This is a genomic window from Psychromicrobium xiongbiense (assembly GCF_030271165.1).
Taxonomy (GTDB): domain Bacteria; phylum Actinomycetota; class Actinomycetes; order Actinomycetales; family Micrococcaceae; genus Renibacterium; species Renibacterium xiongbiense.
In genome coordinates this window covers 1-18,412 of record NZ_JASSZH010000040.1, presented here as the reverse complement: position 1 = coordinate 18,412, position 18,412 = coordinate 1, and the positions used below count along the sequence as shown (strand labels likewise).

13 protein-coding genes are annotated in these 18,412 nt (G+C 63.0%); 3 read left to right on the top strand and 10 right to left on the bottom strand.

Features of this window, described 5'->3' with window-relative positions; translation table 11 throughout:
- Window positions 1-15: 15 nt before the first annotated feature.
- The 8 genes from brxC to QQM37_RS13100 form a co-directional block, all read right to left on the bottom strand.
- On the bottom strand, window positions 16-3,534 hold the full coding sequence (gene brxC, locus QQM37_RS13135; RefSeq protein ID WP_285728067.1) for a BREX system P-loop protein BrxC: 3,519 nt from the start codon (window positions 3,532-3,534) through the stop codon (window positions 16-18).
- Complete coding sequence (locus QQM37_RS13130) at window positions 3,531-4,061, bottom strand: DUF1788 domain-containing protein (RefSeq protein ID WP_285728066.1); 531 nt, start codon at window positions 4,059-4,061, stop codon at window positions 3,531-3,533. The genes brxC and QQM37_RS13130 overlap by 4 nt, the downstream gene beginning before the upstream one ends.
- Window positions 4,062-4,135: 74 nt before the next feature.
- Complete coding sequence (locus QQM37_RS13125) at window positions 4,136-4,771, bottom strand: DUF1819 family protein (RefSeq protein ID WP_285728095.1); 636 nt, start codon at window positions 4,769-4,771, stop codon at window positions 4,136-4,138.
- A gap of 1,061 nt (window positions 4,772-5,832) precedes the next feature.
- Window positions 5,833-7,503: a dipeptide ABC transporter ATP-binding protein gene (locus tag QQM37_RS13120; RefSeq protein WP_285728065.1), complete on the bottom strand. Its 1,671-nt coding sequence runs from the start codon at window positions 7,501-7,503 to the stop codon at window positions 5,833-5,835.
- Complete coding sequence (locus QQM37_RS13115) at window positions 7,500-8,297, bottom strand: ABC transporter permease (RefSeq protein WP_285728064.1); 798 nt, start codon at window positions 8,295-8,297, stop codon at window positions 7,500-7,502. The genes QQM37_RS13120 and QQM37_RS13115 overlap by 4 nt, the downstream gene beginning before the upstream one ends.
- 3 nt (window positions 8,298-8,300) lie before the next feature.
- Window positions 8,301-9,323 carry an ABC transporter permease gene (locus QQM37_RS13110; RefSeq protein ID WP_285728063.1) on the bottom strand — a complete coding sequence of 341 codons (1,023 nt, stop codon included), beginning with the start codon at window positions 9,321-9,323 and terminating at the stop codon, window positions 8,301-8,303.
- Between the two features lie 53 nt (window positions 9,324-9,376).
- Window positions 9,377-10,990 (bottom strand): ABC transporter substrate-binding protein, encoded by a 1,614-nt coding sequence (locus tag QQM37_RS13105; RefSeq protein WP_285728062.1) that lies wholly within the window; start codon window positions 10,988-10,990, stop codon window positions 9,377-9,379.
- Window positions 10,991-11,068: 78 nt separating this feature from the next.
- Window positions 11,069-12,328, bottom strand: coding sequence for a metal-dependent hydrolase family protein (locus QQM37_RS13100; RefSeq protein ID WP_285728061.1), 1,260 nt, complete (start codon window positions 12,326-12,328; stop codon window positions 11,069-11,071).
- 366 nt (window positions 12,329-12,694) lie between these two features.
- Here QQM37_RS13100 and QQM37_RS13095 point away from each other — a divergent pair, with 366 nt between their 5' ends.
- Window positions 12,695-13,714, top strand: coding sequence for an adenosine deaminase (locus QQM37_RS13095; RefSeq protein ID WP_285728060.1), 1,020 nt, complete (start codon window positions 12,695-12,697; stop codon window positions 13,712-13,714).
- Window positions 13,711-14,163, top strand: a complete 453-nt coding sequence (locus tag QQM37_RS13090; RefSeq protein WP_285728059.1) for a PPC domain-containing DNA-binding protein — start codon at window positions 13,711-13,713, stop codon at window positions 14,161-14,163. Before QQM37_RS13095 ends, QQM37_RS13090 begins: the two co-directional genes overlap by 4 nt.
- A 10-nt stretch (window positions 14,164-14,173) precedes the next feature.
- Here QQM37_RS13090 and QQM37_RS13085 read toward each other — a convergent pair whose 3' ends face one another.
- Together QQM37_RS13085 and groL are read right to left on the bottom strand one after the other, a co-directional pair.
- Window positions 14,174-15,739 carry a PucR family transcriptional regulator gene (locus QQM37_RS13085; RefSeq protein ID WP_285728058.1) on the bottom strand — a complete coding sequence of 522 codons (1,566 nt, stop codon included), beginning with the start codon at window positions 15,737-15,739 and terminating at the stop codon, window positions 14,174-14,176.
- Window positions 15,740-15,928: 189 nt separating this feature from the next.
- On the bottom strand, window positions 15,929-17,566 hold the full coding sequence (gene groL, locus QQM37_RS13080) for a chaperonin GroEL (protein ID WP_285728057.1): 1,638 nt from the start codon (window positions 17,564-17,566) through the stop codon (window positions 15,929-15,931).
- A gap of 365 nt (window positions 17,567-17,931) precedes the next feature.
- On the opposite strand from groL, the gene QQM37_RS13075 reads away from it, so the two are divergent.
- Window positions 17,932-18,384, top strand: coding sequence for a TM2 domain-containing protein (locus QQM37_RS13075; RefSeq protein WP_285728056.1), 453 nt, complete (start codon window positions 17,932-17,934; stop codon window positions 18,382-18,384).
- Window positions 18,385-18,412 lie beyond the last annotated feature (28 nt).

Genomic DNA, 18,412 nt, shown 5'->3' with positions numbered 1-18,412 from the left:
TTTTTCTCTTCTGTCTCAGAGCGTGATGCGCTTGTTCTCGTTGATCGTGGCGATCAACAATACGCGAAGCTTGCCGAGGTAGCCGTCGATATCGTCCTCGGTCTCCAGGACCCAGCCGGTTCCTGGAAGCGCGAGTTTCTTAATTGACATCGTCTGCTTGGCCGGTACAGGCGAAGGCGCGGACACCTCGTCTTCGCTTGGCTGTTGGTTCGGCGCGGAAACCGGGACAGAGGCAGGTTTGGTCGCCGCCAGCTCGTCTAGCATCGCCGGGTAGACCGTGTCAGCAAAATGACTGGCGAGGTTCCTGATGGTCGGGATCTGAGTCTCGTGCTGCACGCGATCAAGCACATCCTCAGCCTGTCGTCTGACCGACTGCTGTGCACCCTCACTGGCTTGTGCGTAGGCCTGACCCTCCGGTACCTGCCGCCAGTAGTCGTTGATTCTGGCTGTGGCCGCCGTTCGCTCCGCTTCAAGCAAACTCTGCAACTGCATTTCCAGCTCATGCACAGCTTGCCCGAGTTGTTGTGTCCTCTTTCCACGGAAGATCTGCGTGTCCTCCAGTGCGAACCCGACGGTATCGCTAGCCCCTGCGGGGAGGAAGGCGATGTTGGACTGATTGGTCTGCACGAACGCAAGCGCGTTCTCGAAGATACCCCGCTGGTTGCCGTGCAAGAAGGCCTTGATCGGGTCAATGACATCATCCTTGGCGTCAAGAAGGTCATCGGCGTCACGGAAATCGGTAATAAACCAGTCCGGCTTGTGATTGCACAACTCAGCGAGCATCTGAATCGGCATATCAAGCTGATCGATGAACGGAAAAGGTGTTGCAGAACGCAGAGCCTTCAGCTCAGTGAGCTTGACCACCAGGTGTTCTTTACCAACACGGGCGAGTTCAAGCGAATCCTTCGTGATGCCTCCGTCGTTGGTGAACGCCACGACAAACTTGCGGAACGCGTTCACGGTCTTCGGGTCAAATACCCGCTGCGGCGCGACCACCATTGCCATATGGCTCTGCGGGTTCCTGAGCGCACCGGTGATCTCGGTGCGGGCCAGGACCTTGCCATTGAGCTGGATCTCGACCTTAGACTGCCCGGCCAGGTAGGCCACCACCGCCACCACGGCCCACTGATCCCAGCCGAACGGCTTCGCCGTGTATCGGTCGATGAGCTGACGCATGGTGACCTGTTCGTGGTTCTTGCCGCGCATTTCCAGCTGGCCGAGGACATCGCTGCCTGGGACGTCGAGGACGCTCTGTTCAAATAGGGCGTCCTCCACCGGGTTCACCAGCCCACCGAGGCCCTGCTCGGTAAAAGCCTTTCCACCCAGCATGCCTAGGTTCGTGTAGGTTGCGGCGATGACCCGCTGGAAACCGTCGCTGACGCGGGTCTGCGCATCGGAGGAATTGACGTCGAGCACGGACGCGTTGTGAATCAACGTTGAGGCACCGACTGCAGTACGCAGCCGTTCGATGATTCGGCTCTCCCTCGTTGCATTCTGTGTGGCCTTCGCCACCAGGATCTTCTGTTCGATCTCAGTGCGACTGGAACTCTGGGCCCGCTTGACATAGCTTTCTGTCTTCAACAACAGGCGCAGGTCGGTCAGGGTCCGGCTGGTGTCCTCGGGTAGAACGACACGCAACTCGTCCAGCCCGGCACTGTGCGCCTTGATCTGTTCGACGCTGAACTCCGTATCGGGGCTGGTGAAATGCAGTGACAACTCATGCTGCTTACCGTAAGGGGTTCCATCGAGCTTGTATCCGAACGGGAAGATCTGCCCATTTTTGTACGCTATCTTGGTCGTCTTGACCACCGAACCGGCGAGCAATTCATTCAGCCTCTTGGCGACATCGGCGCTGTCGATATCGACGTTCTTGATCTCTTGCTCAATCTTCTGCTCTTCATTGGTCAAGTAGTCATACAAGTCGCCGTTGCGCTGGATGTAGGTCTGGGCTTCCAGCGCGTTCAGAGCAGCATTGACGTCTTTGCCCAGCTGGATGAGGTCAGTGCCGAAGCGGTCGTAGACCAAGACCGTGAGATTGCGTGCGCTGGCTTTGAACGTGTCCACGTATTTGACCAGAAACAAGGCTTTGAGCAGCCTCACGGCCAGTGCGCTGAGCTTTCCATTGCGGGCCGCATTCTCAGCGTCGTTGATGGCCCGCTGGTTGGCGGACTTCAGCGCCGCGCGGATACCCTCAAACATCTGGTCGAAGGAAGCCAGAGTTCCCAGCGATTCGCCAGCCACCTGGCTGGCAACCTGCTGGACCACGCCGAGCATTGAGCGCTCACCGACTGAGCTGTTCCGGCCCTCAAAGATGTTGTGGTCACTGATCCCCTCAATCGCGGACTGAAACAGAGGGAATTGATAACTCACAAACGGGTAGGTACCCACAAAGTGACTCTTGTCCCGGTAGCTCGGGTAATGGCGCCCCTCGATGAAATCGAATAAGGTCTTGAAGTTCGCGTGCTCAGCATCATAGATTGCCGCGACTTCAGTGGCCGCAATCGCGGTCTTAGCAAGCAAGCGTTTGCGGATGACCTCTTCGACATCTTGGCTGGTCAATTTGAGGTGATTCCGGAAGCGGGCCTGGATCTTAGAGAAATCGTTCCCCTGCTGTTTGGTGCGGTCTCCGCCAACCTTCTCCATATCCTCCTGCGAGGTAACGAAGATCCAGGCACTCCCCTGACACTTGGTGGCCAGGGACTCAGCGATGGTCTGAAGGTTCAGCATCAGCTGGGTATTAGTGCCGATGAACTGGCCCACCTCGTCAACAAAGAAGTTCAGCCGGTAGCCCTCCGGCTGACGTCGCAGCCAAGTGGCGACTTCTTCCGCGAAGTCCTCGATCGAGACTGAATAGTTGGCGCCGTATTGACGGATGATGCCCGGGCTCTCCGTGCCGTTGACTTCGGCGAAGGCTTTATCGATGTTTCCGGCTTCCAGCGTCGATTGTTCACGCCCCTGGGACCAGGAAATCCCTGCCAGCCGCTCGTAGGTATCTTTGAACGCGGCGTACTGGCCTCGCGCATCGAGATCCCGTTCGAATCGGGCGATGTGGCCCTGGTTGCCGAAGTAGCCTCTCGACTCATTGAAAACCTTGACGAACACCTTAAGCAGCGCGTCATTCTGATCCTTCGAGATCAGCGAGGCCTTCTGATCGATATTGAACAGCAGGCTCCTGGCCGCGATACCGTCGGCCTTCTGAATCAAGGCCGGCAGGAATGCGCCGCTAGCCTTCGCCCGGAACTGTTCAGAGACCTGGGGGCGCGGGTAGTCGTGCCCTTCGATATCGCCGAGCAGATGGGCAAGCATCTTCAGCAGGTGCGACTTACCGGAACCGAAAAAACCCGAGATCCAGACACCGTTGGCGGTGGTGTGGTTGGTGTAAGCCTCCAGGACATGCTCCAGGCCTTTGGCTGCCTCGTTGGTAAGGACGTACTCTTCGACCTCTGTGGCAAGCTGGGAGTTGTCATCAGCTTTGATGACACCCTCGATCGACCGGTCGATCGGCTTGGCGAAAATCTCGTTGATAGTACTCATGCTTCTTGCTCCATAATGTCTTTGGCCCGGTAGTAGCTATCCCTGATGCTGAGGTTCAGCGCGCGAAGCTGGTGACCGGCGGCCGGTGTGAACTCAAAGGTGCCGGGGAACCAGGTAAGCATCGGGCGCCCGAGCACTACGCTTTGCAGGTTCTCTAGCACAGTATGGGTGCGGATGAAGGGGAACACCTCGCCGGAGCCGGTGAGGAAGACCATATCGCTGGGCTGAGCATGGAGGGCCGCCCGAATAGCAGGGGCGAGGTGATCGTGCGGGTCAAGCATGTCCTGCAGCACATCACGAAACTCCAATTTGTCCCTGGTCGGCTCTATATCAAGGACACGTTCCCAGACACCGCGTTCTTTGAGCAGTTGGATCGCGAGATCATAGAGGTTGATCTCCACTACGCTGAGGCCGTCGTCGCTTTGGAGCCTGGTCCGCACACGGGCTCGTAGATCTTCGACGCCGAGCGCTTGATCCGGAGGGAAGTGGTAGATGAAGAACGGTACCTCCTTGGACAGACCCTCCATCTTCAGGAATCTGTCGCTTCGCAGCACCTCATAGAGATGCTTCTCATCGCTGACGAGGGTTCGTTGGCCTGATCTCATTGCTGCACCTTGAAATTTGACGGCGTCGTTTGAGCCGTCGTTGGGAAGAACCGTAGGTCACTCGGAGTCCTACGCCTTAACAGCTCGGCAACAGGGGTGGAGAGCGCCACGGGAAGGATGTCTCCATTCGAGGTCCGGAGTCCCGCTTCCCGGAGCATCTGGAACAACGCCCTTCGGAGCTTCTGTCGGGTTGAGGGTTTCACTTCATCAAGTTCGGGATGCCACAGACTTTTTCCAGTCAGAAAGCGTTCGACGTCATCAATGCTCAGCGTGGGGGTCATCAATAGGAAGCGCTCGCGAAGAACTTCTTCTGCGAAATCACCGATGATGTCATATCGGCGACAGGCCGCGGCCCACATCAGGTGACGTTGTTCGGTATAGCTTGCCTCGGTGAGCAATTCCAGTTCTTTATCGCTGAGTACGGAGATCCGTTGGATCGTCTCACGCCCGAGGCGTTCGCTCGATGAGACGGTACGGGCTTGGAGAACATTCGTCTCCATGACGCGAGCACGGGTCACGCTCCAGTCGCGGGTAGCTAGATAGATTTCTGCGACTGCTTCACCCTCACGGGCCAAGAGGCCACCGCTGGTGAACGACAAAGCATAACGAGATCGTGGGTGGTCAGCCACCATCACAACTGCTCCAAGTTGCCGGGCACCGAACTCTGGCTGGCATCGACCGCACCGTCAGGCTGAGCACACGTCGTCCCGATGGGAACCAGTGCGGCGTCAGACATGCGTTCTCCCACTCAGTGCAGACAAGAAGCGAGCTCGATCATCACGTGATCAAGCTCGCACGCAGCGACGTATGTACATACGTCGCTGCGTGTCCATCCTTGCACTCAGATAAGTAGGTGTCCAGCCACGCGAAGATCTCCGCGGAAGCCGCCACGCCACTCTCGCGACGGCGGCCGACCGACAAAGCTGGGTACGTGCTGGCGCTTAATCCGGTGCAGAGGGGTGCACCCATTCCTGCTCTGCCTCGGGCAAAGACATCGATGCCCAGTTGCCTCGGCTCTGAAGCAGAGCGTTACCGGACGACCAGAAGCGTGTGAAAATCTCGAACCTCCTAACCACGATGAAACGCGAGTGGCGGATCCAGAACCGCGGCTCGCGAACCACGCGATCATGGGAACGTGCCGAATGAAATGTCGCAACATGAAAGAAAGAGCCCTGCCTCGAGCCGTGTTTCCGCAGGTCAGCCACCTTTGCGCTTTCATAAGACCAACAGCAGGACCCACCGTTTGCCGAAAGATTGCCGAAAGGCGGCGTCCTAGAACTCAAGCTCAAGGTCCATCAACGTCAGACGGATGCCATGGTCCACATAGTCACCGGACAGCCCTGCGCGGAACGCCGCACATAGGCAGTCGCGGTGACCGGTCTTCTAGGCAAGACACCGCTAAGATCCACGTATGAAGCCGCGTCCTCCAGAGCTATCCTGCCCATCCGGGCGGGAGTTGTTCCGGAAAGGAAGCCGCTATGGCTCATTCACCGCACCGGCGCATCAAGGGATGCGCGCTCTGTAAGCCTCATCAGTGGAAGGGGCAGGGCAAAGCCCGTAAGTCTCCTTGGGCTGTCAATAAAGCAATTGGCCGTAAGCGCCGCTGGACCCGGCGAGTGGACGGCGAGGAATAACCGCAAGGCCTTCCTCCGGGACGCCCTGAACGTTCAGAGGCCCCCGGAGGAAGCCCCGTCTACAACCCCGTGCTGGCCACCGCGCCCGGCACGGCGCGCAGCAACTCCCGGGTGTACTCCTCGCGCGGCGCGGACAGCAACTCCTCCGCCTGGCCCGCCTCCACCACGCGGCCGGTCTGCATGACCACCACCTGATCAGAAATCTGGCGCACCGCACCCAGATCGTGGCTGATAAACAGGTAACTCAGGCCAAACTCGGCCTGCAGATCCACCAGCAACTGCAGAATCTGCTCCTGGACCGAAACATCCAGGGCGGACACCGGCTCGTCCAGCAGAATCAGGTCCGGGGTCAGCGCCAAGGCCCGGGCAATCGCCACACGCTGCCGCTGCCCACCGGAAAGCTGCGCCGGACGGCGGCTTACAAAGTCCGCCGGCAACTGCACCTTATCCAGCAACTGCGCAGCGGCCTGACGTTGAGACGCCCGGTTCCCCACCCCAAAGGCGCGCAACGGCTCGGCAATGATCCGCCCCAGCGACATCAGTGGGTCCAGGGACCCGAAAGGATTCTGATACACCACCTGCACGCGGCGTCGCAGCTGGCGCAGCTGCTCGCCCTTCGCGGCCGTCACATCCTGGCCGTCAAAAAAGACCCGCCCGGAATCCGCGCCGATAATCCGCGCCGCAATCCGCGCCGTCGTCGTCTTGCCCGAGCCGGACTCCCCCACAATCGACAGGGTCTGGCCGCGCAGCAGATCAAAACTGACGTCATCGACCGCCCGCAGCGCCACACCGCCGGCCAGCGTGTAAGTCTTGGACAGGTTTTCCACCCGGAGAATGCTCGATGCCGCCCCGACAGAAGCCCCGGCAGCAGCCGCAACAGAATCAGCAGAAGAACAAGCAACAGAAGCCGTGATCCGCCCGCTGTTGAGTCCCGGCGCAGCAGCCACCAACCGCCGCGTGTACTCGTGCTGCGGGTTACTCAGCACCTCAGCCGAGGTACCGGATTCCACAATCTTCCCCTGGTGCATCACCAGCACCCGGCTGGCCCGGTCCGCCGCGACCGCCAGATCGTGAGTCACCAGCAGCACCGCAGTATTGTGCTCCGCAGCCAGCCGCTCCATCCGGTCCAGCACCTGGCGCTGCACCGTCACATCGAGGGCGCTGGTCGGCTCGTCCGCAATGACGAGTTCCGGTTCGCAGGACCAGGCGATGCCGATCAGCACGCGCTGCCGCATGCCCCCAGAAAGTTCATGCGGGTACTGCATGGCGCGAGCCGCCGGCTGCGCAATACCCACCTCATCCAGGATCTGCACGGCCCGTTCCGCAGCCGCCTGTTTGTCGAGTCCGCGGTGCAGACGCAATGCCTCCGCGATCTGCTCCCCGACCTTCATCAGCGGGTTGAGCGAATTGGACGGATCCTGCGGGACAAAGCCGATCCTGCCGCCGCGGACCTGCCGGAGCACCCGCTCTTTGGCAGTGCTCAGGTTCAGATCCCTGAACAGAATCTCCCCGGAGACCTGCTTGCCGCCCACCGGCAGCCTGCGGATCAGCGAGGCGGACACCGTGCTCTTGCCGGAGCCCGATTCGCCCACCAGCGCCACCACTTCGCCGGAGGGGACCTCAAAGTCGATCCCCCGGACGGCGTGGAAGACCTTGCCGCCACTGTGGTAATCCACGGTGAGCCCACGCACTTTCAGGACGCGCCCAGAAATACTATCCAAAGAATTCATCGGTCTGCTCCCAATTGCCGGGCCAGCCTATTGACCGCCAGCACCACGATCACCACACACACGCCGGGCAACAGGCTCAACCAGAGCGAGGTGGCCACATAATCACGTCCAGCTGCCACCAGCGAACCCCATTCGGGCTCTGGCGGCTGGGCACCAAATCCCAGGAAGCTCAGCGCGGAGACGGACAGAATCGCCGTCCCCAACTCCAGCGCCGCCATCGAAATCACCGGGCGGGCCGCATTGGGCAGCACATGCTGCAGCAGCACCACCGGCCGGCGAATACCCATCACGGTAGCCGCCTCCACATACTCCTCCTGGCGGACCTTGAGCACCTGCGCCCGCATCACGCGCGCAAAGGAACCCGCCGCACCAAGGCCCACACCCAGCGCCATCGACCAGGGGCCGAAGCCTAGCGAGGCGACCACGATGAGCGCCAGCAGGATGCCGGGCACCGCCACCAGCACGTCCACAATGCGCATCAGCACAAAGTCGAGTGCGCCACCGATCGCCCCGGAGACTGCACCCACGAGCGCCCCGACCAGCACGCCGATCACGACGGCGACCGCCGCGGCAGCAAGCGAGAGCCGTGCCCCGTAGATGACCCGGGCGTAGAGGTCACGTCCCAGATGATCGGTACCGAACCAGTGCTGCGGGCTCGGTGGCAGCAGCTTTTCCCGGGCGATGCTGGCAAAGGGATCCTGCGGACTCAGCAGCGCAGGCAGCGCCACAGCCAGCAGCGCCAGGAGCACGATGAGCGCGGACAGGATGAGCCCGGGCTTCTTCAGAAAGGTCATGGCTCAGGCCTCCTTCGCAACGGCCGTGGGCACCGGGGTCTTCGTGGCCCGGCGCTGAGTGCGCGGGTCGATCAGCCGGTAGGACAGATCCACCAGCAGGTTCACGGCGGCGTAGACCACCGCCACCACCACCACGACCCCGCTGAGCGTGTTGACATCGCGAGCCAGCACCGATTCCACGGTCAGACGCCCGATGCCGTCCCGCGAGAACACGGTCTCCACCACCGCGGTGCCACCGGCCAGGTAGCCGATCTGCAAGCCCAGAATGGTCACCGACGGCAGCATGGCGTTGCGCAGCACGTGACGGAAGAAGATCCGCTGCTCCGGCAGACCCTTCGCTACCGCGGTGAACACATAGGCACCGCCAGCGGCTTCAAACACCGCGGCAGAGAACACCTGGAAGAAAATCGCACCCACCGGCAGTGCCAGCGTGATCGAGGGCAGCACTACGCTGAGCGGGTTCCTGGTCCCCGAGGACGGGAGCCAGCCCAGGCCGAAGGAGAAGATGCTCAGCAGCACCAGACCCATCAGGAACGCGGGGATGGCCACGCCCAGCGGGGGCAGCTGCAGCAGAGTCTGCCGCAGCCACGCCCTCTTGGTGACAAAGGCGAAGTAGGTGACCGCCACCGCCAGCAGGATGCCGATCAGCAATGCCAGACCGGCGATGGCGGCCGTGTTCGGCAGCACGCGGGCCACCATGGTGGCCACGGGCTGGCCGGTTGCAATGGAGATGCCCAAGTCACCGTGCAGCAGCGCCACAAAATGCCGGATGTACTGATCCCAGAGCGAGCCGTCCAGGCCGTACTGCTTGCGCAACCCATCGAGCACCGCAGGGTCGGTGCTGGTGGCCTCTCCGCCCTTGAGCGAAAGTGCCGCCAGCACCGGATCACCCGGCAGGAAGTGGATCAGGGCAAAGGTCACCGTGTAGGTCGCCCACACGACGAAGACGAATTGCAGGACCTTCAGACCCACGGATTTCAGTACCCCGGGCCACCCGGATCCCGAAGAGGATCGGCGCGCGTTCACAACTTCTCCTTGCTGGATATATCCCTGTCAGACCAGTCGGTGCGAGGCCGCACTCAGGGTGCGACGCGCAGGTCGTACAGGTTGATCCGCGAGGCGGAATCGAAAACGAGCCCTGTGGTCTTGGCGCTGGCGCCGTGCAACTGCACGGTTTCCAGCAGCGGCACCAGGTAGGCCTGGTCGATGATGCGCTTCTGAGCATCGTCAATGAGCTTCTGGCGGGCCGCGGTATCAGCCGTCTGTGCCTGCTTGGCCAGCAGATCCTCCAGCTGCGGGTCATCGATGATGCCCCAGTGTGACTTGGCGTTCTTGGACAGCAGCACACGCAGCACATCCGGGTCGGTACGGGTCAGCGCGCCACCGATGAGTTCGTAGTTGCCGCTGGCGATCGCACCGAAGAAATCACCGGAGGTCACCATCTTCAGCTGCAGGTCGATGCCGACCTTCTTGAGCTGGATCTGGGCCGCCTCGAAGACATCCTGGGCGTAGAAGGCGGTCACCGTGAGGGTGAGCTTCTTGCCGTCCTTGGCGAAGTACCCGTCGGAGCCGAGGGTCCAGCCGTCCTTCTGCAGGAGCGCCTTGGCACCTTGCGGATCAAACTTCATCAGATCCGCCTGGCTGGTGTAGCCGGGGGTGCTGGAGGTCAGGGCGCTGGTGGGTGCCTTGCCGCTCCTGGAACCGGTCAGGTCGTTGATCTCCTGGCGGTTGGTGCCCATCATGAGCGCCTTGCGCACGTTCACATCCCCCAGGAATCCCTTGGTGGTGTTGGCGATCAGGCTGTTGGGCACACCGGGGTTGGCGGCCGCGAAGAGATGGTACTTGTCATTGGTGAACCGTGCCTCATCGGCGTAGGGCAGATCCTGGATCAGGTCGAATTCGCCCGAGGCCAGGCCGCCGGTACGCACGCTGTTCTCCGCGATGATCGGGAAGCGCACGCTCTTGACGTACGTGACGCCCTGGTGGCCGCGCAGTTCGGAGCCCCAGTTGTAGCCGGCCCGCTGGGCGATGTTCACCGAGTCATTCTTGGTGTAGGAGGTCAGGGTGAAGGGGCCGCTGCCCACAATGCCCTGGCAGCGCTGATCCGCCGTGGCCTCGGTGGACTTCTGCGCCACCAGGCCCAGGGTGGTGGTGGTGGAGCCCTGCAGGAACTGGGCGTTCGGTGCGGAGAAGGTGACCTTGAAGCTCTTGGGATCGGTCACCGTGGTGCCTGTGTAGCCGGCCAGGTACTGCGAGGCCAGCGAGGCCTTCGCCGGTCCCAGCTTTGCCAGTGCATCAAAGTTGGCCTTGACGGCGTCTGCGGTGAGCGCGGAGCCGTCGCTGAAGGTCACGCCATCGCGGAGAGTGAAGCTGAACTCGGTCAGCGTGTCATTGGACTTCCACGTGGTGGCGAGCCAGGGGACGATCTTCCCGCTCTTCGGGTCCTGATCGAGCAGAGAGTCGACCATCTGACGGCTCACGTTCAGAGCCGTGGTCAGGGTGACCTGCTGGGGATCCAGGCAGCCCGGATCCTCCTTGAGGGCGAAGACTGCTTCGTCCTTGGTCGCGGTGGACGAGGCATCGGAGGATCCCGAGGAGCAGCTGGCCAGCATGCCGGCGGCAAAAACGGCAGCCAGGGCAAGAGCCCCGGTGCGGAGCAGCCCCTGAGGGGCGGCCTGGAGAGAGAGTTTCACGGTGTGTGTCCTTCGCGGGTGCCCCCGCCGGTGATCAAGATGCGGTCTCAAGATCCGGCGGGAGCGCAGGTGAGTGATTTAGAGCGGAAGTGAGCCGGAGACGACGACGCCACGGGAGACGACGGCCACGATGTTTTCCGGACGCAGGTCATCGATGGTCTCCCACGGCCGGCCGCGGAGCACGATGAAGTCTGCCCCGTAGCCTTCCTGCAGGCGACCCACCGAGGCACCGAGCCCCACGGCATCGGCGGCATCGGACGTTGCAGCCTGCAGCGCCCGTTCAGCGGACCATTCGAACATCTCAGCCATCAGCCGGACTTCTTCATGCTGGTCGCCGAAGCGGACCATGAAGCCATTCGCATCCGTGCCCAGGACGAAGCGGACCCCCGCCGCGCCGGCCCCGGCAAAATTGCGATTGCGATCCGCCACGACCTCCTGCGCTTTGGCCTGCGCCTCCGCGGAGATCGGGACGCGCCCATCGGCGATGGCGTCGTTGATCAGCAGGGTCGGAGCCACCGGGAGGTTCCGGGCCACCAGGGTCTCCCAGTGGGCCGAGGTGACCCCGGTGCCGTGCTCGATGGAATCGACACCCACCTCCAGGGCGATGTCGACCCCTTCGCTGCTATGGGTATGTGCAGCAACTTTCAGGCCCAGGGCGTGAGCCTCGTCCAGCGTGGTCAGGATTTCCGCCATCGTCTGGTTGCGCCACCCCACCCGGTCCCCCATCGAGAGGACGCCACCGCTGGTGTAAATCTTCACGCCATGGGCGCCCACGCGGGCCCAGTGCCGGACGAGTTTGCGGCACTCGTCCGGGCTGTCCGCAACGGGGGGTCGGTGAGGGTAGTGCGGGGGGATGAACAGGTCTCCGTGACCGGCCGTCATGCCGACCTGGCCGTTCACCAGCAGGCGTGGGCCCGCCAGGATACCGGAGTCAAAGGCGCGGGATACGGAGAGCTGAAGTTCATCTCCGGCCAGATCGCGCAGTGTGGTCACGCCTCCCCGTGCCGCCTGCTGCGCATTGGCAGCAATGTGCAGGGCGCGCTCTTCCGGCGGGGTGATCAGCGGCCAGGACACCCAGTCGCCCTTGACTGCGCTTGCCGAAGATCCGAGGTGCACGTGAGTGTCAACCAGCCCGGGGATGATGCTCAGTTCGCTCCGAGGCGCGGTGGAATCCGCGGTGACCTGCTCGATGCGGTCGCCGCGCCAACGAAGTGTCGCCGGCCCGACGCTGGAGACGCCGTCCCAGAGCGGGATGCCGTCGAGCTGCTGCACCTCGGGCGCGGTGTTTGCGGCGGAGTTCACGGGCGCACCCTCCTGGAAGAGTTGTGGGTTAGTCATGGCCTATCGTCCTCATCCAACCACCTCGCACCGGTGGATTCCACGTCAAAACAGAGGAGATGATTCGCGGCTCCTGCCAATTTTCAGTGATATCGGCAAGTGACACCCGCTACGAGTGCGCTCAGACGAGGTCAGAGACGGCCACCGCACCCCCTGACCTTTGCCGAATCATCCAAAGATCCCCCGACCGGAGCCCACAATCTTGGCAAAAGCCACGATGCCGCGGAGGACGCCCCCGTGCTTAGCTGACTCTGTCTGAGTGAGCTGCGTTCCGCTGACAGCACCGCTGACGCGGATTCACTGCCGCACCCAGATGCCGCACCTGAGGTCCTGGTGCGGCACGTCCAAGCGAACCAGGAGGCCCGTGTGTGGCCCACCGCTGAACTGCATGTCCACCTCGAGGGAACCCTGGAAGCCGAACTGCTGGTCAGCCTGGCCCGCAGGAACGGCCTTGCTCTGCCCAGTTCTGATCCGGCGGAGCTGCGCTCCCGGTACGTGTTCAGCGATCTCCAGTCCTTCCTGGACATCTATTACGCCAATCTTTCCGTCCTGCGTACGGCAGAGGACTTCTACGATCTGGCCTACAGCTACCTCCAGCGGGCGAAGGCCGGGGGCGTCCAGCATGTGGAGGCGTTCTTCGATCCACAGACCCATCTGGAGAACGGCGTGCCCTTGGCCGCAGTCTTCGAGGGCTTCTCTGCAGCCTTCGAGCAGGGGCGCAAGACCCTGGGCATCTCCGCAGAGCTGATCCTGTGCTTCCTGCGCCATCTGGGCCCCGAAGCTGCGCAGGACACGCTCAGCCTCGCCCTGCCTTACCGGGACCAGTTCATCGGCGTGGGCCTGGATTCCTCGGAAATCGGCTTCCCGCCATCGTTGTTCACCGATGTATATGCCCGGGCCGCCGCCGAGGGCCTGCATCGGGTGGCCCATGCCGGCGAGGAGGGCGGCCCCGATTACGTCTGGCAGGCACTTGACCTGCTCCAGGTGGAACGCATCGACCACGGCAACCGTGCGCTGGAGGACCCAGCCCTGGTGACCGCGCTCTGGGACAAGCAGATCCCGCTGACCGTGTGCCCACTGTCCAACCTGAGCCTGAAAACGGCCTCGCCCGATCTTGCCGAGCATCCCCTGCGCCGGATGCTGGAGGAGAACCTGCTGGTCAGCGTCAACAGCGACGATCCCGCGTACTTCGGAGGCTATGTTGATGACAATTTCGCCGCCCTGGAACACGCACTGGGGCTCTCCACGACGGACCTGGCGCGGCTGGCCCGCAATTCCTTCCGCTCGGCCTTCCTCCCCGAGGCGGAGAAGGATCGGCTCTGCGCTCTGGTTGATGCCTGTGCAACACAGCAGGCCGCACCCGCAGAGCGTGATGCCACCCGATGAACAGTACCGAACTACAACTGGGCCGCCGGATTCTGCTGGTCCTGGACCCGGGCGACGACGTCCTGGAATCGATCGCGGAGGCCTGCCGTCAGCACGGCATCCGTCAGGCCAGCATCCCAGTGTTTCTGGGTGCCTTCCGCACTGTGACCATGATCGGCACCGAGGGTGAGCCCAGCAACTGGGATGCCCCGATGCCCGATGCCGTCACCCTCCACCACACCGAAGGCATGGGCAACGGGACGGTCAGTTTCGATGCGGACCAGGGCACACACAGCGTGCACCTCCACGCCGCGGTCGGCGAAAAGGCGCACCGCTCCGCCGCCTACTCCGGTCATGTGCTTTCCGCAGAGACCCACTATGTGGCGGAGATCGTGCTGGAGGAGCTTCTCTCCCCCACGCTGAGCCGGCCGGCCGGAGAATACGGAGTCCCCGTGCTCCACATCAGCTAGGTGCTACAGATCAGCTAGGTTCTTCAGCCGTGTCCCTGAGGCAGTTCAGCGCCAGGTAGAGATCCACCCGGTCACCCATCGACGCCATGTCCCGGTGGGTGAGCTCCTCGACCCTGGCCATCCGGTAGCGCAGTGTGTTGGGATGCAGAAACAGGGTTTCCGCGGCTCGTTGCCAGACCCCGCAGCTGTCCAGGAACACTTCCAGGGTCTCCAGCAGGGCGCTGCCGTGCCGGCGGTCGTACTCCAGGACGGGGCTGAGCAGGGTCTGCGAGAACTGCCTGCGAGCCTGGCGGCTGGTCGCTTCCAACAGCCCACGATGCGAATCGACCAGCGCGTCGGTCAGGGCGATCACCAGTTCCGAGGTGCCGGTCGCCGTCTCCTGCCGATGACGCGCCTGGCGGACCGCCCCGGCCAGGCCACTCGCCCGGGGGACGGGATCGCTGACCCCGATCCGCACCCGGCGTCCCGCGCACCAGATCATCAGTGTCTCGCGTCCCTCAGGGTCCACGCTGATCCCCTCGGGCCCGGTCTCGCCGTTGACCAGCAGCACTGCAGAATCCTCCGTGGAGCAATCCACCATCCGGTCCACGTGGTGCGGGAACAACCCCCGCACCAGAGCCTGGAGCGCCTGCAAGGGCACCGTGTCCTCGTCCGCCCGGGCCACCACCACCGTGAACGGCTCCAGAGGATTGGCCCCCTCCAGCCGCAAATGGGCGGACAGATCCCCGGGAGAGATCGAATCCGCACTCAGCGCTTCGACGAGTTCCACCACGTGCCCGTTGCGGAGCTGCCTGCGCCGGGCAGCCAGTTCCGCATCGAAGCGCAGCGCTCCAATGACGACATCGACCACCATGAGAACCTCGGAACGCCACTGGCGGTGATCACCGTGGGCGGCCACAAAGCCACCGAACTGACCTCCCGCCAGCTCGAGCGGCCAGACGGAGAGGGTCCGGCCCGAGGTATCGGAGAGCGTCACCGTCTCCCTGGTGCGGGAGCTGAGCATCCGGGCCCATAACGTGGCGATGAACGGCAGGTCCAGGTCCTGGCCGTGCCGCGCGGTGAGCTGGGCTGCCCCATCGACTGTGTAGGCGTCGATGCCGAATTCCTCGCCCAGCAGGTCCAGCGCGGTCTGGGCTGCGTCATCGCGCCCCATCTGATGGCGGAGCCGCCGGTTGACCGCGATGCTGCGCTCCAGGAGCGCCTCGCTCTGCGCTTCACCATGGACCGCCTCAGCAATCGACTTGAACGAGACATGGCTGGGCACCGTGAGCAGGGTGACCTGGTGTGCCCGGCAGGCCTCAATGAGTGCCTCTGGCAGGCTACCGATCGCCAGGAGGCCGATGACGACGGCAACCACCCGCCGCTCAGCCGCCGCTGACACGAAGCGCTCGGTGCCGCCGGGATGGGTCAGCCACATTCCCGAGGTCAGGACCAGATCGCCCTCCGAGAGAAAGGGCCTGGGGTCCGGCAGATCGGTGATGTAGGGTTCCGCGAGTGTGCGTCCTACGGCCTCGGGGACCAGCACCACTGCGCTCAGGCCGAAGTCCTCACGCGCCATCAGCTCCGCGAGTTTCATGGCGCTGCGCCTCCTGCTTTCCTCCGTCGTTGCCCTTCACTGTAGCGCCTGTGCTTGAGACACCCGCCCCGAGGGGTTTGTCCGGCCTAGCGGTGTTTGTCCGGCCTGGGCCGGGTTTGTCCGGCCTAGGCCGGATGCGCGGAAGGCGCCCCCGCAGAAGCGGGAGCGCCTTCACCGATAGCTCTGGGACTAGAAACCGCCCATGCCACCCATGTCGTCGCCGCCGGGAACGGCAGCGGACTTCTTCTCCGGCTTGTCCGCCACCACAGCTTCGGTGGTCAGGAACAGGCCAGCGATCGAGGCGGCGTTCTGCAGAGCGGAACGGGTCACCTTGACCGGGTCGTTGACGCCAGCAGCCAGCAGGTCCACGTACTCACCGGTTGCGGCGTTGAGGCCGTGACCGGCGGGCAGCCCGCGCACCTTGTCCACCACAACGCCGGCCTCGAGGCCTGCGTTGATAGCGATCTGCTTGAGCGGAGCGTCGATGGCGACCTTGACGATGTTGGCGCCAGTGGCCTCGTCGCCGGTCAGCGAGGTGATCGCTGCGCTGTCGAAGGCGACCTTGCCAGCCTGGATGAGGGCCACACCACCACCGGCGACGATGCCTTCTTCGACGGCAGCCTTAGCGTTGCGCACGGCATCCTCGATGCGGTGCTTGCGCTCCTTGAGCTCCACCTCGGTGGCGGCACCGGCCTTGATGACTGCCACGCCGCCAGCCAGCTTGGCCAGGCGCTCCTGCAGCTTCTCGCGGTCGTAGTCGGAATCGGTGTTGTCGATTTCGGCACGGATCTGGGCCACGCGGCCAGCGATCGCCTCGGGGTCGCCAGCACCTTCCACAATGGTGGTCTCGTCCTTGGTGACAACGACCTTGCGTGCCTGTCCGAGCATGTCGAGCGTGGCGTTCTCCAGCTTGAGGCCCACCTCTTCGGCGATGACCTGGCCACCGGTGAGGATGGCGATGTCGGCGAGCTGAGCCTTGCGGCGGTCACCGAAACCGGGAGCCTTGACGGCAACGGACTTGAAGCGGCCCTGGATCTTGTTGACGATCAGGGTGGCCAGAGCCTCAGCCTCAACGTCTTCAGCGATGATCAGCAGTGCGCGGCCGGACTGGATGACCTTCTCCAGAACGGGAACCAGATCCTTCACATTGGAGATCTTGGAGTTCACGATCAGGATGTACGGATCTTCCAGAACCGTCTCCTGGCGCTCTGCGTCGGTGACGAAGTACTGCGAGATGTAGCCCTTGTCGAAGCGCATGCCCTCGGTGAGCTCAAGCTCCAGGCCGAAGGTGTTGGATTCCTCGACCGTGATGACGCCTTCCTTGCCAACCTTGTCCAGAGCCTCGGCGATGAGCTCGCCGATCTGGGTGTCAGCGGCGGAGATGGACGCGGTGGCGGCGATCTCTTCCTTGGTCTCGATCTCCTTGGCGTCAGAAAGCAGCTGCTCGGTGACGGCGGCCACAGCCTTCTCGATGCCGCGCTTGAGGCTCAGCGGATCGGCACCGGCTGCAACGTTACGCAGGCCTTCACGCACCAGAGCCTGAGCCAGAACGGTGGCGGTAGTGGTACCGTCGCCAGCGACCTCGTCGGTCTTCTTGGCAACTTCCTTGACCAGCTCAGCGCCGATCTTCTCGTAAGGGTCCTCGAGCTCGATCTCCTTGGCGATGGACACGCCATCGTTGGTGATCGTGGGGGCGCCCCACTTCTTTTCGAGCACGACGTTACGGCCGCGCGGGCCAAGGGTGACCTTGACAGCGTCGGCGAGGATGTTCAGACCCCGCTCGAGGCCGCGACGCGCCTCTTCATCAAATGCAATGATTTTGGCCATGGAGGCTTCAGTCCTTTCGGGACGTATCAGAGAAACTCACAGATACCAAGCCAGTGCGACGCCCGCGACGGACGGCGTTGCGCCCCCGGCAATCGGTGCCTGAAGTTCAACGCCTCGCCCACCAGCCTTCCCTGCCCGCCGTCGACCATTTAGCAGTCGAGACGGGAGAGTGCTAACTCAATAATTAGCACTCGAGGGGTGAGAGTGCAAGCGAACGTGGCAAGCGGCTCCGGCACTCCGCCGATTTTTCTACCACCTGGCCTCCGCACTTCCTCCGTCACAGTACGGCTTGATGGTGCGTTGCTCTTCAGTCAGCGCGGCCAGTCGACTACCGTCGACTGTGTCATCACTGTGAAAGGACAATTATGAGCGAAACTCCCCAGAACCCTGGCTACAACCCCAACCCTGAGTCGGCCAATGTTCCCCCGGCCACCCCGGGCTACACCCAGCCCGGCTACGACGCACCCGCTCCGGGCTACGGAACTCCGCCCGCCCCGGAAGCACAGTATGCGCAGCCGCAGGCGCCCCAGGCTGGCTACGAGCAGCAGGGCTACACCCAGCCCGGCTATGCACAGCCGTATGCCGCTGGTTACGAGCAGAAGTCCAAGATCGTTGCCGGGCTCCTCGGCATCTTCCTGGGCAGCCTCGGCATCCACCGCTTCTACCTTGGTTACACCAAGATCGGTGTCATCCAGCTCATTCTGAGCATTGTCACCTTCGGCATCGCCGGCCTGTGGGGATTCATTGAAGGCATCCTGATCCTGTGCGGCGTGGATGGGTTCAAGACGGACGTCAACGGCGTCCCGCTCAAAGACTGATTCCACGGGTGTACTGCACCTCATCGAA